Raw genomic sequence first — 16,164 nt, 5'->3', positions numbered from 1 at the left:
CAACAACACTCGGGGGCCGATGCGTTAAACCGTCATCGGGTTGGGTTTGGCGGGGTCGAGCGCGTACTTCTTGATCGCGTCGGCGACAAGCTTGCGGTCGATCGTGCCTTCGTCGGCCAGCGCATTGAGCGCCGCGACGGTGACCCAGTAGCGGTCGACTTCGAAGAAGTGACGCAGTCTTTCGCGCGTGTCCGAACGGCCGTAACCGTCCGTGCCGAGCACGACAAACTTGTTCGGCACATAACCGCGGATCTGGTCGACGAGTGCACGCACATAATCCGTCGATGCCACCACCGGACCTTTCGCGTCCTTCAGCAGCTTCGTCACGTGCGCGACCTGGCGTTCCTCCGTCGGATGCAGCAGGTTCCAGCGCTCCACTTGCGCGCCTTCGCGTGCCAGTTCCGTAAAGCTCGGGACGCTCCAGAGATCGGCGGCGACGTTCCAGTCGTTCTTCAGCAGATCAGCGGCGGCGATCACTTCATTGAAGATCGTGCCCGCGCCCATCAGTTGAACGCGCGGCGTCTTTGCGTCGGCATCCGATTTGCGGAACGAATACATGCCCTTGATGATGTCGGTGGCGACCGAATCGCCCTGCGGAATCGCCGGGTGTTCGTAGTTCTCGTTCATCACCGTGACGTAGTAATACACGTCTTCCTGATCCGCCACCATGCGACGCAAACCGTCCTGCATGATCACCGCGAGTTCGTAACCGAAGGTCGGGTCGTAGCTCACGCAGTTCGGCACCGACGCCGCCCACATCAGCGAATGGCCGTCTTCGTGCTGCAGGCCTTCGCCGTTAAGCGTCGTGCGTCCAGCCGTGCCGCCCAGCAGGAAACCGCGCGAACGCATGTCGCCGGCTGCCCATGCCAAGTCGCCGATACGCTGGAAGCCGAACATCGAATAGAAGATGTAGAACGGGATCATGATCTCGCCGTGCGTCGAATACGACGTCGCGGCCGCGATCCAGTCACACATCCCGCCGGCTTCGTTGATCCCTTCCTGCAGGATCTGACCGGTTTCCGATTCACGATAGAACATCAGCTGGTCGGAATCTTCCGGCACGTACTTCTGGCCGTCCTGATTCCAGATACCGATCTGGCGGAACAAACCTTCCATACCGAACGTACGCGATTCATCCGGGACGATCGGCACGATGCGTTTGCCGAGCGCCTTGTCCTTCAGCAGGATGTTGAGGATCCGCACGAACGCCATGGTCGTGGAAATCTCGCGGCCCGGGCCCGTGCCCTTCAACACCGGCTCGAACGCCGACAGATCCGGCACCGGCAGCGACTCGGCCTTCTGCCGGCGCGCCGGCAGATAACCACCCAGTTCCTGGCGGCGAGCGCGCATGTACTCGAGTTCCTTCGAACCTTCTTCGAACGTCAGGTACGGCACGTCGGCGATCTGGTCGTCGGGAATCGGCAGCCTGAACTGATCGCGGAATTTCTTCAGCTGATCCGTGTGCAGCTTCTTCTGCTGGTGGGTGATGTTCATCGCCTGGCCAGCTTCGCCCATGCCATAACCCTTGATGGTCTTGGCGAGGATGACGGTCGGCTGACCCTTCGTCTTCGATGCTTCCGTGTAGGCCGCGTAAATCTTGTGCGGATCATGACCGCCGCGATTCAGGTTCCAGATGTCCTCGTCGGACCATTCCGCCACCATCGCCCTGAGTTCCGGCGTGTTGAAGAAATGCTCGCGCACGTAGGCGCCCGACTCCGACTTGTAGGTCTGGTATTCGCCGTCGACCACTTCCATCATCCGGCGCATCAGCGCACCGGTTTTGTCGCGGGCGAAAAGCGAGTCCCAGCGGCTGCCCCACACCACCTTGATCACGTTCCAGCCGGCGCCGCGGAATTCGCTTTCCAGTTCCTGGATGATCTTGCCGTTGCCGCGCACCGGGCCGTCGAGACGCTGCAGGTTGCAGTTGATCACGAAGACGAGATTGTCGAGCCGTTCACGGCCGGCCATGCCGATCGCGCCGAGCGATTCCGGCTCGTCCGTTTCGCCGTCGCCGAGGAATGCCCAGACCTTGCGGGTACCTGCCTTGATGATGCCGCGCGCGTCCAGGTACTTCATGAAACGCGCCTGATAGATCGCCATGATCGGGCCGAGGCCCATGGACACGGTCGGGAACTGCCAGAAGTCCGGCATCAGCCACGGATGCGGATACGACGAAATGCCTTCGCCGCCCACTTCCTGGCGGAAGTTATCGAGCTGGCTCTCTTTCAGGCGTCCGAGCAGGAACGCACGCGAGTACACGCCGGGCGACGAATGGCCCTGGACGAACACGAGATCGCCGCCATGTTCAGCGGACGGTGCGTGCCAGAAATGGTTGAAACCGACGTCATAAAGCGTGGCCGCCGACGCGAACGAAGCAATGTGCCCGCCCACGTTCGTGTCCTTGCCGGCGCGCAGCACCATGGCAATGGCGTTCCAGCGCGTGTACGACCGGATCTTGTGTTCGATGTCCTGGTCGCCCGGAATCTTCGACTGGGCAGCGACCGGGATGGTGTTGATGTACGGGGTGTTAGCCGAAAACGGCAGATGTTCGCCGTGCACGCGCGCGAATTCGATCTGCTTTTCAATCAGGTAGTGGGCGCGATCCGGGCCTACTGCCGAAATCACACCGTCGAGGGCTTCAAGCCACTCAGCGGTTTCCTGGGGATCTTCGTCGTCCTTGGCGTTGGCGACATATTTCATCACTTCGTCGGGTACAGCGGACATGCTCGTCTCCTGATTTGAGGAACGCTCTGTGAACAGACGACGCGAGCCTTTAAGCCATCCGCAAGACACAATCGCGGAAAACAATGAGGGACAAGCGCGCGTGCGGCAATTCTAAAGAGCCTCAGAACGGTAGCGCAAGCAATTTTTCGAATCATGAGAGACAATCTCATAATGCGGAAAAATGCTGCAATGCACCGTGGAATAAGGACTTTTTGATAGTCGCGTTGGTGTCCTTGCGATCAATTGCGGGCCTTTTCAAGACTTTTTACGCCATTTAACAGTGTGGCGCTGCGTTACAATTGCGCGCATGTTGACCGAACGGCTTTTCGCACGCTCGGCGCGTTCGTCGGGCAAGCCCAACGACTCGGCGCCGACCCGCTGGCACCACGGACCGTGGTGGTCAAACTCGTACTTGCTGACCCCACTGATTTCGATCCTGGTCTTCCTGGTCGTGATGAGCCTGATCCTGTGGAGTCTCAACCGGCGCGAACAGCAACAGCAGGAAGACACGCTCTACCGTAACGTGGCTTGGGCGCAGCAGCAAATCAGGCTTTCCATGACTGGCGCGCAGGAGCAGATCCAGGCCTTGGCGCGCGACATCGCGACTGGCCACGGGGACCCGCAGTCGTTCCAGAATTCCACCGGCGACATCATGCAGGGGCACCCCGAGATCCTCTACATGAACTGGTACACGGCGCAGCACAAACCTCGCTGGCCCAATACCCCGCTGCCCGTGCTCGGCTCGCGACTCGCCAAGCCCACGGACGCGCAGATGGACGACGCCGTCCAGTCCGCGTTCGACGAAGCCCGCACCAGCCGCCGCCAGGTCTATTCCCCGCTTCTGTATGACGATCTCGGCAACGGCTACATCACGTTGCAGACGCCGGTTTATCGCGATCGCGATTTTCTCGGTTCCATTGCCGCGGTGTTTTCCATCGAGGGGATTCTCAAGCACGACATCCCCAGCGAACTCTCCGCGAAGTACAAGATTTCGATCACCGACCTGAACAATCGCGAGCTCGCCACCACGTCCAGCCGGCCGCGTCTTCCGCGCGACATGTTCTACGACCTGCCGCTCGATCCGCCAGGCCAAGGGGTATCGGTACGCGTTTATTCGTATCCGCAACTCACGAATTTCACCAACAACACGCTCGTCTGGCTGGTCGCGGGTTTGTCATGTTTTGTGTTGTGGAGCTTGTGGAGCCTCTGGAAACACACGCGGCAGCGCTTTGAGGCACAACAAGCGCTCTACGCCGAGGCGTTTTTCCGCCGCGCGATGGAAAATTCAGTGCTGATCGGCATGCGCGTGCTCGACATGCACGGCCGGATCACGCACGTGAATCCGGCGTTTTGCCGGATGACCGGCTGGGACGAAAGCGATCTCGTGTCCAAAGTGGCGCCCTTTCCGTACTGGCCGAAAGACGCTTATCCGGAAATGCAGCGGCAACTCGACATGACCCTGCGCGGCAAGGCCCCCTCCTCGGGCTTCGAGTTGCGCGTGCGCCGCAAGGACGGATCGTTCTTCCACGCGCGGCTTTACGTGTCGCCGCTAATCGATAGTTCGGGGCGGCAGACCGGGTGGATGTCGTCCATGACCGACATTACCGAGCCGCGCCGCGCCCGGGAAGATCTCGCCGCTGCACACGAACGCTTCACGACCGTGCTGGAAAGCCTCGATGCGGCCGTCTCCGTGCTCGCCGCCGACGAAGCCGAACTGCTGTTTGCGAACCGCTATTACCGGCACCTGTTCGGGATTCGGCCGGACGGCCATCTCGAACTTGCGGGTGCGGGTTTCGATACGGCCCAGGCGTCGTCGGATTCCATCGACATGGTCGATACGTATGCAGGCCTGCCCGCCACAGCGCTGACCGAAAGCACCTCGGACGCGCAGGAAGTGTATGTGGAGAGCATCCAGAAGTGGTTCGAAGTGCGCCGCCAGTACATTCAGTGGGTGGACGGGCACCTCGCGCAGATGCAGATCGCGACCGACATCACCACGCGCAAGCAGGCGCAGGAACTGGCCGATCAGCAGGAAGAAAAGCTGCAGTTCACCAGCCGTTTGATGACGATGGGTGAAATGGCGTCGTCGCTGGCGCACGAGCTGAACCAGCCTTTGGCTGCGATCAATAACTATTGTTCCGGTTGTGTCGCGCTGGTCAAATCGGGCCGCATGACGCAGGACGCGCTGTTGCCCGTACTCGAAAAAACCGCACAGCAGGCGGTGCGTGCAGGCATGATCATCAAACGCATCCGCGAATTCGTGAAACGCAGCGAACCGAAACGCCAGCCTACGCGTGTGGCTGATATCGTGGCGGACGCCGTCGGTCTCGCGGAAATCGAAGCGCGCAAACGCAAGATCCGGATTCTCACCGAGATCCGCTCGCGCATGCCCGTGATCCATGTGGACCCGGTGCTGATCGAGCAAGTGCTCGTGAACCTGCTGAAGAACGCAGCCGAAGCCATGCACGACGCCAAGCCGAACGCCGTTGATCCGGTGATCCGCGTGATCGTACAGCGCGTGGACGGCGGTTTCGTCTGCGTGAGCGTAGTGGACCAGGGGCCGGGTGTGGATGAAGCCACGGCGGAGCGCCTGTTTGAACCCTTCTACAGCACCAAGTCCGACGGTATGGGCATGGGCTTGAACATTTGCCGATCGATCATTGAATCGCATCGTGGACGTCTTTGGGTGGTGAACAATATCGATGCCTCCGGCAACGTGACGGGCGCCACATTCCATTGCAGTTTGCCAATCGGAGAAGTCGATGGTCCGGGCAGTAACGGACCGGAAGCTCTCAGTCATCAACCCACACAACAAACTGTTACGGGAGAGCTATGAGCACAGTGACCACTCAGGAAACCGTCTTTGTCGTCGACGACGATGAAGCCGTGCGTGATTCTTTGCGCTGGCTGCTTGAAGCCAATGGCTACCGCGTCTCGTGTTTTGCGAGCGCTGAGGCGTACCTCGATGCGTACCTCCCGATCGCCCATTCCGGCGCGATCTCGTGCCTGATACTGGACGTACGGATGTCCGGCATGAGCGGTCTCGAATTGCAGGAACGGCTGATTGCGGAAAATTCCTTGCTGCCGATCATCTTCGTGACGGGTCACGGCGACGTGCCGATGGCCGTCTCGACCATGAAGAAGGGCGCAATGGATTTCATCGAAAAACCGTTTGATGAAGCCGAGTTGCGGAAACTTGTTGAACGCATGCTGGACAAGGCTCGTACCGAGAGTTCGAGCGTGCAGCAGCAGCGCGCCGCGGCGGAGCGTCTGGGCAAGCTGACAGCGCGGGAACATCAGGTACTGGAGCGGATCATTGCGGGACGCCTGAACAAGCAGATCGCCGATGACCTTGGCATCAGTATCAAGACGGTTGAAGCGCATCGCGCGAACATCATGGAAAAGCTGTCGGTCAATACCGTTGCGGATTTGCTCCGGCTGGCACTTTCCAACAAGCCGCAAACGCAGCAGGCTCAATAGGGTTTAGCTGTTCTGCCTGATACGCCGAGGGGTGTTTTTTGCGCCTCGGTGGAAGTGGTTTTTTGCCGGACTGAAGCCAACCGCCCGTCCCGGCCTGTGACGAAAAGTTTCAAAACAGCTTCACAACAGTCAGCCAACGCGAACCGGCCATCGGCCCGGCAGCCGCACCGGCGAAAATCCCCGTCCGGTATAATCAAGCACCGACCGCAAAGCCGCGCCGCACTGGCGCAACCGGCCCCCTGCGACCCTGCGCCCTCAAGAAAAGCAGCGGACTTGTCCTCCGCCCAGACCTCCTATGACCGCCCAAATCATCGACGGCAATGCCCTCTCCAAGACCCTTCGCGCCGATGTCGCCGTACGCGCCGCCGCCCTGACCGCCCGTGGGCAGCAGCCCGGCCTGGCAGTCATTCTCGTCGGCGAAAATCCGGCCAGCGAGGTCTACGTCCGCAACAAGGTAAAAGCCTGTCAAGACAATGGCTTGCATTCGGTGTTCGACCGTTTCCCGTCTACGCTCACCGAAAGCGAATTGCTGGCGCGGCTCGACGACCTGAACAACGACCCGAACGTGCATGGGATCCTGGTGCAATTGCCGTTGCCGAAGCATATCGATAGCCACAAGGTCATCGAAGCCATTGCCCCGGCGAAAGACGTAGATGGTTTCAATGTCGAAAACGCCGGTGCGCTGATGACCGGAAAACCGCTGTTTCGCCCGTGCACGCCCTACGGCGTCATGAAAATGTTCGAAGCGCATGACATCCCGCTGGAAGGCGCAAACGCAGTCGTGATCGGGCGCTCGAATATCGTCGGCAAGCCAATGGCCATGCTCCTGCTCGGAGCCGGCGCCACGGTCACCATCACGCACAGCAAAACGCGCGATCTCGCCGCGCTGACCCGCAACGCGGATGTGGTTGTCGCCGCAACCGGCCGGCGCAACATCCTGACGACCGACATGGTCAAACCGGGCGCAACAGTCATCGACGTCGGCATGAATCGCGACGAGAACGGCAAACTCTGCGGCGATGTGGATTTCGCGGGCGTGAAGGAAGTGGCCGGTTTCATCACACCTGTGCCGGGCGGCGTCGGGCCGATGACCATCACCATGCTGCTGGTTAATACCATCGAAGCCGCCGAGCGCGCGATGCAGCAGGACCGGGATTAAGCCGTGTTGGCGGCGCGCTTCAACGCTTACAAGCATGATGGGCACAACGGCTACCGGATTGCCGCGCTAATACGCCAAGCCGGCGCACCGATCAGGTAAATCACCGTCTTAGCCAGAATCGATTTGAGAATCGGCAGAGGCGTCCCCACAATAGTGAATGGGCCAACCGCCGGAATCGCATACTTTCTGTGTCTGGCGCGGCTTCACATTCATCGTCGCATCCATTTTTATCCGAGACCGGGAGAGTCATGTCCAATTCGACACCAGCGAATACCGCGAATCAGGCTCAGACCCAAGCCCCAAGCAACCCCCTTCTCGACTTCTCCGACCTGCCTCGCTTCGGCGACATCAAGCCGGAACACGTAACGCCGGCGCTCGACGTGCTGCTCGCCGATGCCAAAGCCGCCGTCGATCACGCCAGCGCGCCCGAGACACCGGCTACCTGGCAGGACATCGTGGAAAGCGTGGAACGTGCGAGCGAACGGCTGTCGCGGGCGTGGGGCGTAATCGGCCACCTGAATGCCGTCGCCGATACTCCCGAATTACGCGCCGCCCACGCCGAGAATTTGCCACGCGTGACCGAGTTTTCAGCGAGCGTCGGACAGAATTTGGCGCTCTATGAGAAATACAAGGCGATTGCGGCGAGCGAAGAGCACGCATCGCTTTCCGTCGAGCAGAAGAAAATGCTCAGCAACGAGCTGCGCGGTTTCCGTTTGTCGGGCGCCGAGTTGCCCGAAGATAAAAAACCCCGGTTTGCGCGCGTTCAGGAAGAACAGGCGGCGTTGTCGAAGGCATTCTCCGACCACGTTCTCGACGCCACCAACGCGTTCTCGTATGTCGTGACCAAGGAGAGCGAACTCGCGGGTTTGCCGGAAGACGTAATCGAGGCGGCTCGTGAAGCGGCGCAGAAAGAAGGCAGCGAGGGCTGGAAGTTCACGCTGCATTTCCCGTCGTACTTCCCCGTGATGCAGTACGCCGAACATCGGCCATTGCGTGAAGCGATGTATCGCGCCTATGTGACGCGCGCGTCCGAACTGGGTCCGAACTATGGCAACGGCCAAGCCGGGTGGGACAACACCGCGAACGTTGTCGAGCAGTTGAAGCTGCGCGCAGAAGAAGCGCACGCGCTCGGGTATCAGAATTTCGCCGAAGTGTCGCTTGCGCCGAAGATGGCGGAATCGCCGGCACAGGTGGTCGCGTTCCTCGAGGACCTGGCCGTGCGCGCCCGCCCGCACGCAGAGAAGGACTGGATGGAATTGCGTGCGTTCGCCGCGACTCAGCTCGGCATGCCGGAATTGCAGCCGTGGGACTCCACCTTCGCCGCAGAACGCCTGCGCCAGCAGCGTTATTCGTTCTCGGAAAACGAAGTGAAGCAGTACTTCCCGCAAGAAGCCGTGTTGAAGGGATTGTTCAAGGTCACGGAAACGCTGTTCGGCGTGAGCATCCGTCGCGATGACGCCGCCGTCTGGAATCCGGAAGTGCGCTTTTTCCGCGTTGAAAACAAGGACGGAACGCTCGTCGCGCAGTTCTATCTGGATCTGTATGCACGCGAAGGCAAACGCGGCGGCGCCTGGATGGACGACGCCCGCTCGCGGCACAAACGCCGTGAAGGCGGCGTGCAGACCCCGGTGGCATATCTGACCTGCAACTTCTCCGCGCCCGTTGGCGGCAAGCCTGCGTGCTTTACGCACGACGAAGTCATCACCCTGTTCCATGAATTCGGGCACGGCCTGCATCACATGCTGACGCGTGTCGATGAACTCGGGGTATCGGGTATCAACGGCGTGGAATGGGATGCGGTCGAACTGCCGTCGCAGTTCATGGAGAACTTCTGCTGGGAGTGGGACGTGCTCACCGACATGTCCGGCCACGTGGACACGGGCGCCACACTGCCACGCGAACTGTTCGACAAGATGCTGGCCGCAAAGAACTTCCAGAGCGGTCTGGGCACGTTACGCCAGATCGTGCTCTCCATGTTCGATATCCAGCTTCACAGCGACTACGATCCGGCCGGCTCGATCAATGTCAACGACTTCGCGCGCGAGATCAACGAGCGTTTCCACGTCGTGCCGCAAGCGCCCTTCTCCCGCTGGACCAATACCTTCACGCACATTTTCGCGGGCGGGTATGCCGCCGGGTACTACAGCTACAAGTGGGCGGAAGTGTTGTCGGCGGATGCGTATGCGGCGTTCGAGGAAGCCGCGAAGCTTGGCGGTGGATCAGTGCTGGATGCGACAACGGGTACCCGGTACCGTCGTGAAATTCTTGAAGTGGGCGGTAGCCGGCCAGCGATGGACTCGTTCAAGGCATTCCGCGGCCGCGAGCCGAATATTGATGCGTTACTGCGGCATAACGGCATGTCGCCGGAGACGGCGCATTGAGGTCATGACGGAATCAATGCCGCTTGTATGACCTCAGCCGGCCGTTCCAGCGCAAGTTGGAACGGCTTTTTTAATTCTCCTTCACGCGATTTTCGAGGCTGCTCGTCTTATCGATCCAGCCGGAAACTCACTTCCTCCGGCCGCCCTTCCAGGCTGAGTTTCGCTCGCATTGTTGGCGCGCGGCTGACCACCTTTCCGCGACGAAGCACTGCCGTGCGCGCCGCTCGCAATCGAATGGCTTCAACCGGATCACGCGCGTCCAGCATCACGCAATCCGCGTTGTTACCCACCGCAATCCCGTACCCTTCGATACCCAGGATCTTCGCCGGCGTCGTAGTCACCGCTTCGAACGCGGCACGCATGGCGTCAATGCCCGTCATCTGCGCGACGTGCAAGCCCATATGCGCCACTTCCAGCATGTCGCCGGAGCCCAGGCTGTACCACGGGTCCATCACGCAGTCGTGGCCAAACGCTACGTCCACGCCCGCTGCCATCAACTCCGGCACGCGCGTCATGCCGCGGCGCTTGGGGTAGGTGTCGGCGCGGCCCTGCAGCGTGATGTTGATCAACGGGTTCGCGATCGCGGCCACGCCGGAATCGCGTATCAGCGGGATCAGCTTGCTAACGTAATAGTTGTCCATGGAATGCATCGATGTAAGGTGCGAACCCGTGACGCGCCCCTGCAAACCCAGCCGATGCGTTTGTGCCGCCAACGTTTCGATATGGCGCGACATTGGATCATCCGATTCATCGCAATGCATGTCCACGCGCAGCCCCTTCTCCGCCGCGAACTCGCAAAGGATGCGCACAGACTCCGCGCCGTCGGCCATTGTGCGTTCGAAGTGCGGAATTCCGCCCACAACATCGACGCCCATGGATATCGCACGCTTCAGGTTCTCGAACGCGGCCTTGCTGCGCAAAACGCCGTCCTGCGGAAACGCGACGAGTTGCAAGTCGAGATACGGCTTCACGCGACGCTTTACTTCGAGCAGCGCTTCCACGGCGAGCAGACGCGGATCGCAGACATCAACGTGCGAGCGAATCGCGAGCAGGCCGCGCGCAACGGCCCAATCGCAGTACTGCATCGCCCGATCGACCAACGCTTCTTGTGTTAGCTCGGGCTTCAACTCACCCCATAACGCGATCCCTTCCAGCAGCGTGCCCGATGCGTTCACACGCGGCAAACCATAGGACAACGTGGCGTCCATGTGGAAATGCGCGTCGACGAACGGTGCGGTGACGAGAGAACCCGCCGCATCGATTTCCTCAGGCGCGCTCGCCGCGAGCTGCGGTTCGATTGCAGCAAAGCGGCCGCCTTCGATGCCGATGTCCACCAGATCGCGGGAATGCGCGAGCGCTGCGCGCCGAATGATCAGGTCCATGGGGTTGTCCTTTTGCCAAGTGTTTCGATGATTGTAGCGGGACAGAAAGCACGATTTTCAGGGCGCTGCCCACGTTAGCCATTAGGCCGACTGCAGAAAGCTCGCGCGACCAATCACAGTGACACCTCCACTCCTATGCTCATTTCCGAGCCACCAGGATCAGATCACTGCTTTCTTCAATGATGCCTTGAGTTTTCGTATCCATAAGGATACACTTCATCAAGGCATCCCACTTAACGTTATCTGGGATCCGCGCGCATGACGAACACAATCAATCAAACGCACGACTTTTCGGTGTGGCTGTTGGGCGTGACTGATGTGTTGGCAAGAGCCGCCATCCTGGTTCGGATCAAACGCGCCGCTCTGGGAAATTTCGGCGATTGTTCACGACGTGGGCGGCAGCGTGTGGGAAATGCTGGTTCACACAGGCGCGGGCTATCGTGTGTATTACGTGCGTGACGGCTCGACGGTGTACCTACTGTTGGCCGGGGGAAGCAAGCAAGGGCAGATATCTGATATCGCCCGAGCGAAGGCCATGTGGCAACGAATCAGACAGGAACGGAAATGAACTCGACTCACATTTCGGCTTTTGACGCATCCGACTATCTCGATAGCGAAGAGGCCATCGCGGCATATCTGAACGAGGCGCTTGCCTCCGGCGACTCCGACATTCTCCTGTCGGCTCTTGCCGATATCGTGAAAGCGCGTGGCATGTCGAAAGTCGCCTCCGAAGCGGGGGTGCAACGCGAAAGCCTGTACAAGTCTCTGGCCGAGGGTGCGAAACCCCGATTTGAAACCATCCAGAAAGTTGCCGCCGCATTGGGCGTAAAACTCGTTGCCGTGCCCGTGCATCACTGATGCATTCTCCTTGACCGCGGCAGCCTATGACCTGCAGCTCAGGCAAGCTAGTCCACCCTTCAATCAATCGGGCCAAGAAAGGCTGACAGACGGCTTCATGCTCACGCCCGCAGCTCATCACTGACGAGAGTCACTCTCCGCACCAATCAAATGAAAATCGCCACCTGGAACGTAAACTCCCTCAAAGTCCGCCAGCAGCATGTGATCGACTGGCTGGCAACGAGCGGCGTCGACGTGCTTTGCTTGCAGGAGCTCAAGCTCACCGACGACAAGTTCCCTGTCGCAGAACTTGCGGCCGTGGGCTACAGAAGCTGGTTCGCCGGCCAGAAGACCTATAACGGCGTCGGCATTCTGGTACGCGACAGCCTGACGGTCGACGAAACCACAATCGTACGCAACATCCCGGCTTTCGAAGACCCGCAGCAACGCGTGATTGCCGCAACCGTCGAAGGCGTGCGGATCATCTCGGCGTATTTCCCCAACGGCCAGGCGCCGGGGACGGAAAAGTTCGCGTACAAGATGCGCTGGCTCGAGGCGCTGCGCGACTGGATCGAGGGCGAGATGAAGACGTATCCGCAACTCGCGCTGCTCGGTGACTACAACATCGCGCCGGAAGATCGCGACGTCCACGACCCGAAAGCGTGGGAAGGCCAGAACCTCGTCTCGCCCGAAGAACGCGCGCATTTCGTGCAATTGATCGAACTCGGTCTCACCGATACCTTCCGCAAGTTCGAGCAGCCCGAGAAGCTTTATACGTGGTGGGATTACCGCATGCTCGGATTCCGTCGTAATGCGGGACTACGTATCGATCACATTCTGGTCACGGCAGAACTCGCCGCACGATGCACTGCGTGCGAAGTGGACAAGGTACCGCGGAAGTGGGAACAGCCGTCGGACCACGCGCCGGTGATCGCGACACTTGGCTGAGCAGGGAATGGTTTCAAAGCGAAGTGATAACGCGAAAGCCGCGCCAAGCACACAGGCGCGCGGAAGATCGCACTACGCCTCGCTCGCAACTTGAGGCCTGATGGCTTGAGGCTGGCGCTGCCAGGTCATGCTTCTATAAACCCGCACCTGAAGAACCGCAACGAGGGCGTCGCCAGACGCCCTCCACTCCGCCACTACCCCCGCCACTAACCCCATCAAGCATCCAGATGCAATTCCTGGATCTTGCGTGTGATCGTATTGCGGCCGATCCCGAGACGTTCAGCCGCCTCCACCTTCCGGCCGCGAGTGAAGTCGAGGGCCTCACGTATCACCGCGGCTTCAAACCGGCGCGCAAGTTCGTCCATGACATCGGCAGTATTCTCGCGCAGCAGGCGCGCGACCTCGGTCCGCAAACCGTTTTCCCATACGCTCGCGGGAACGCCGGCAGGCGGCGTACCAAGCGAAGCCGGCAAACCGCTGACACCGCCCGATATGGCCGCATTCGACCCAGCACCCATTTCCACTGCTGATGCCGTCAGCGCAGTGCTCTCGCCGGCATATTCCTGAGTCGGCGTGAGATCGGGAGGCAAATCCTTTTGCTCGATCGTCTGCGCCGGCGCCATCACGGTCAGCCAGTTGCACAGATTTTCGAGTTGCCGGACGTTGCCGGGAAACGGCAGCGACGCCAGGAATCCAAGTGCATCTTCCGACACGCGTTTCGGCTCGACGCCCAGATCGCGCGCGCTTTTCTGCAGGAAGTGCCGCGTGAGCAACGGAATGTCTTCGCTACGCTCGCGCAATGCGGGCAAGCGCAAGCGAATCACGTTCAGCCGGTGATACAAGTCCTCGCGGAACAAGCCCTGCCGAACGCGGGATTCGAGATTCTGATGAGTCGCCGCAATCACGCGGACGTTCGCCTTCAACGGGTTGTGCCCGCCCACGCGATAAAACTGCCCATCGGATAACACGCGTAACAAACGCGTCTGCAGATCAAACGGCATATCGCCGATTTCATCGAGGAACAGGGTGCCGTTTTCAGCTTGCTCGAACCGTCCCTGCCGCATCGCCTGCGCGCCCGTAAACGCGCCACGCTCGTGGCCGAACAACTCGGACTCGAGCAGATCCTTCGGGATAGCGGCAGTGTTCAACGCGATGAACGGTCCGTTCGCACGCGGGCTATGACGGTGCAGCGCACGCGCGACAAGCTCCTTTCCGGTGCCTGATTCGCCCGTGATGAGCACGGTGGCGGCGGAATGTGACAGACGGCCGATTGCGCGAAACATGTCCTGCATCGCGGGCGCCTGGCCGAGCATTTCGGGCGTCTCGGTCACGCTGTTGTCGTAGGCTGCTTCGCCCCGCATGCTTTCATCGACCGCGCGCCGGATCAGCTCGACCGCCTTGTCGACGTCAAACGGCTTCGCCAGGTATTCGAACGCACCGCCCTGGAACGCAGCCACGGCACTGTCGAGATCGGAGAACGCCGTCATGATGATGACGGGCAAACCGGGCAGCTTGTCGCGTACAGTCTGCAACAATTCGAGTCCCGAACCACCCGGCATGCGGATGTCCGACACAAGCACTTGCGGACTTTCCTGTTCGAGCGCGGTCAGCGCATCCCGGACGCCGGAAAAACTGCGCGTGGCGAAGTTCTCTCTTGCGAGCGCTTTTTCGAGCACCCAGCGGATGGATTGGTCGTCGTCTACTATCCAGATCGGCTTCATATAGTTCGGCGAGATGTCTTCGTGTGGTTCGGTATAAGCCCGTCGAAACGGTCAGGCGCACTAGCGCTTTTCAAAATGTCGATGAATCCTCGTAATCGATCCTTAACTCCATGACTTGCGCGCGTCGATCCTTCATCGGAGTCCGGTCAGCCTTCGAACGGCAACAAGATGGTGAACTCGGTGCAACCCGGTTTGCTTTCCACTTCGATCAACCCATCGTGCTGTTGCACGAAAGTCTGTGCGAGCGTAAGTCCCAGCCCGCTCCCATCTTCCCGCCCGGACACCAGCGGATAGAAGATCCGGTCGCGGATTTCTTCCGGGATGCCGGGACCGTTGTCAGTGATATGCAAGTCCAGTGCCAGTTTGTGCAGGCGTTTGCCAATCGTCACTTTGCGCGCAATACGTGTACACAATTCGATCCTCGCATCGCCTTGTGAAATACGTTCGCGCAGCGCTTCCGCCGCGTTGCGCACGATGTTGAGCAGCGCCTGGATAAGCTGCTCCTTGTCACCGCGCAAGTCGGGCACGCTCACGTCGTAATCGCGATCGAGCGTGAGGCCGCGCGGAAACTCCGCGAGAATCACCGCACGCACGCGTTCGCATACTTCGTGAATATTCACGTCACCAACAATATGCGGATGCCGGTGCGGCTCGAGCAACCGGTCAACCAGAGTTTGCAGCCGATCCGATTCCTTGATGATCACTTGCGTGTATTCACGCAATTCGTCGCGTTCGCGCGCACCCAATTCGAACTCGAGCAGTTGCGCTGCGCCTCGAATACCGCCGAGCGGATTCTTGATTTCATGCGCGAGATTGCGAATCAGTTGCTTGTTGACCGCGGTCAGATCGTGAATACGCTCCTCGCGGTCGGTCTTCAAGTGCCGCTCGTTCTCGAATAGTTCGAGCAGCACGTAATTCGGTGCGACTTCCAGATACGCAACAATCGCGTGAACATGCAGCGGCTCGCGGCCGGGACGTTCGAGCACGGCGTCGAGGTGCGTTGCGTTGAAACGATGATCGGCAATCGAGGCAATGGTCGTCACCAGTTCGTCCGCATTGGCGAACAGTTCAGGCCATGAGGTTTGCGCCAGTTGCTTGCGCGAGCGCTCGAGCATGGCTTCCGCCGACGGATTCGCGAACGCGATCTTCAGGCTCAACTTGTCGAGCACAAGGACAACCGTGGGCAGCGCTTCCATGCCCGGCAGCAAATGCGTGGCGACGAGCGCGGCGTCGTCGGACAACGAATTGTCGGGAGGACTCTTTCTCGCCTTGATGAGATTCTTGAGAACCATCGTGCAGTGAGACCCCGTCTTGAAACTTGTCAGGAGAAGCGGCGACGATTAAAAAAAGGGACGGCACGCCGTCCCTTTTTGATCATTCGACACTCCTGCTTCGCGTCAAGCGACGTACTTCTCCGCCGTGCAGCGAGCGAGGAAGCACGTGCGCCATGCAACGCGCTTTACAGCGAGTAGTACATTTCGAACTCGATCGGATGCACAGCCTGGCGATAGCGCTGCAGTTCATTCGTCTTC

The 16,164-nt window shown here is 60.0% G+C and carries 11 protein-coding genes; 7 read left to right on the top strand and 4 right to left on the bottom strand.

Translation table 11 applies throughout. The annotated features are described in order from the left end of the window. Positions 1–24: 24 nt before the first annotated feature. A complete protein-coding gene (gene aceE / locus AWB69_RS35550; RefSeq protein WP_062091482.1) occupies positions 25–2,724 on the bottom strand; it encodes a pyruvate dehydrogenase (acetyl-transferring), homodimeric type in 2,700 nt (899 codons plus the stop codon). Between the two features lie 307 nt (positions 2,725–3,031). Between aceE and fixL the strand changes: the two genes are divergently transcribed. The 4 genes from fixL (at position 3,032) to AWB69_RS35530 (ending at position 9,744) form a co-directional block, all read left to right on the top strand. Next, on the top strand, positions 3,032–5,560 hold the full coding sequence (gene fixL, locus AWB69_RS35545) for an oxygen sensor histidine kinase FixL (protein ID WP_062091481.1): 2,529 nt from the start codon (positions 3,032–3,034) through the stop codon (positions 5,558–5,560). Next, positions 5,557–6,204 (top strand): oxygen response regulator transcription factor FixJ, encoded by a 648-nt coding sequence (gene fixJ, locus AWB69_RS35540; protein ID WP_062091480.1) that lies wholly within the window; start codon positions 5,557–5,559, stop codon positions 6,202–6,204. The genes fixL and fixJ overlap by 4 nt, the downstream gene beginning before the upstream one ends. A gap of 295 nt (positions 6,205–6,499) precedes the next feature. Then, positions 6,500–7,363: a bifunctional methylenetetrahydrofolate dehydrogenase/methenyltetrahydrofolate cyclohydrolase FolD gene (gene folD / locus AWB69_RS35535; RefSeq protein WP_062091479.1), complete on the top strand. Its 864-nt coding sequence runs from the start codon at positions 6,500–6,502 to the stop codon at positions 7,361–7,363. Between the two features lie 248 nt (positions 7,364–7,611). Then, on the top strand, positions 7,612–9,744 hold the full coding sequence (locus tag AWB69_RS35530; protein ID WP_062091478.1) for a M3 family metallopeptidase: 2,133 nt from the start codon (positions 7,612–7,614) through the stop codon (positions 9,742–9,744). A 107-nt stretch (positions 9,745–9,851) separates the two neighbouring features. On the opposite strand, the gene AWB69_RS35525 is transcribed toward AWB69_RS35530, so the two are convergent. Beyond that, positions 9,852–11,126, bottom strand: a complete 1,275-nt coding sequence (locus tag AWB69_RS35525) for an amidohydrolase family protein (protein WP_062091477.1) — start codon at positions 11,124–11,126, stop codon at positions 9,852–9,854. A 316-nt stretch (positions 11,127–11,442) separates the two neighbouring features. Here AWB69_RS35525 and AWB69_RS50625 point away from each other — a divergent pair, with 316 nt between their 5' ends. The 3 genes from AWB69_RS50625 (at position 11,443) to xth (ending at position 12,911) form a co-directional block, all read left to right on the top strand. After that, a complete protein-coding gene (locus AWB69_RS50625) occupies positions 11,443–11,694 on the top strand; it encodes a type II toxin-antitoxin system RelE/ParE family toxin (protein ID WP_331712708.1) in 252 nt (83 codons plus the stop codon). Then, a complete protein-coding gene (locus tag AWB69_RS35515) occupies positions 11,691–11,984 on the top strand; it encodes an addiction module antidote protein (RefSeq protein WP_062091476.1) in 294 nt (97 codons plus the stop codon). The genes AWB69_RS50625 and AWB69_RS35515 overlap by 4 nt, the downstream gene beginning before the upstream one ends. 150 nt (positions 11,985–12,134) lie before the next feature. After that, positions 12,135–12,911, top strand: coding sequence for an exodeoxyribonuclease III (xth, locus tag AWB69_RS35510; RefSeq protein WP_062091475.1), 777 nt, complete (start codon positions 12,135–12,137; stop codon positions 12,909–12,911). Between the two features lie 215 nt (positions 12,912–13,126). Here xth and ntrC read toward each other — a convergent pair whose 3' ends face one another. Both ntrC and glnL read right to left on the bottom strand, forming a co-directional pair. Further along, positions 13,127–14,632 (bottom strand): nitrogen regulation protein NR(I), encoded by a 1,506-nt coding sequence (gene ntrC / locus AWB69_RS35505; protein WP_062091474.1) that lies wholly within the window; start codon positions 14,630–14,632, stop codon positions 13,127–13,129. Between the two features lie 146 nt (positions 14,633–14,778). Next, on the bottom strand, positions 14,779–15,924 hold the full coding sequence (gene glnL / locus AWB69_RS35500) for a nitrogen regulation protein NR(II) (protein ID WP_062091473.1): 1,146 nt from the start codon (positions 15,922–15,924) through the stop codon (positions 14,779–14,781). Positions 15,925–16,164 lie beyond the last annotated feature (240 nt).

The organism is Caballeronia udeis (assembly GCF_001544555.2).
Lineage (GTDB): Bacteria > Pseudomonadota > Gammaproteobacteria > Burkholderiales > Burkholderiaceae > Caballeronia > Caballeronia udeis.
Note: the sequence above shows the minus strand (reverse complement) of the source record. Positions and strands in the feature narration are given on the sequence as shown.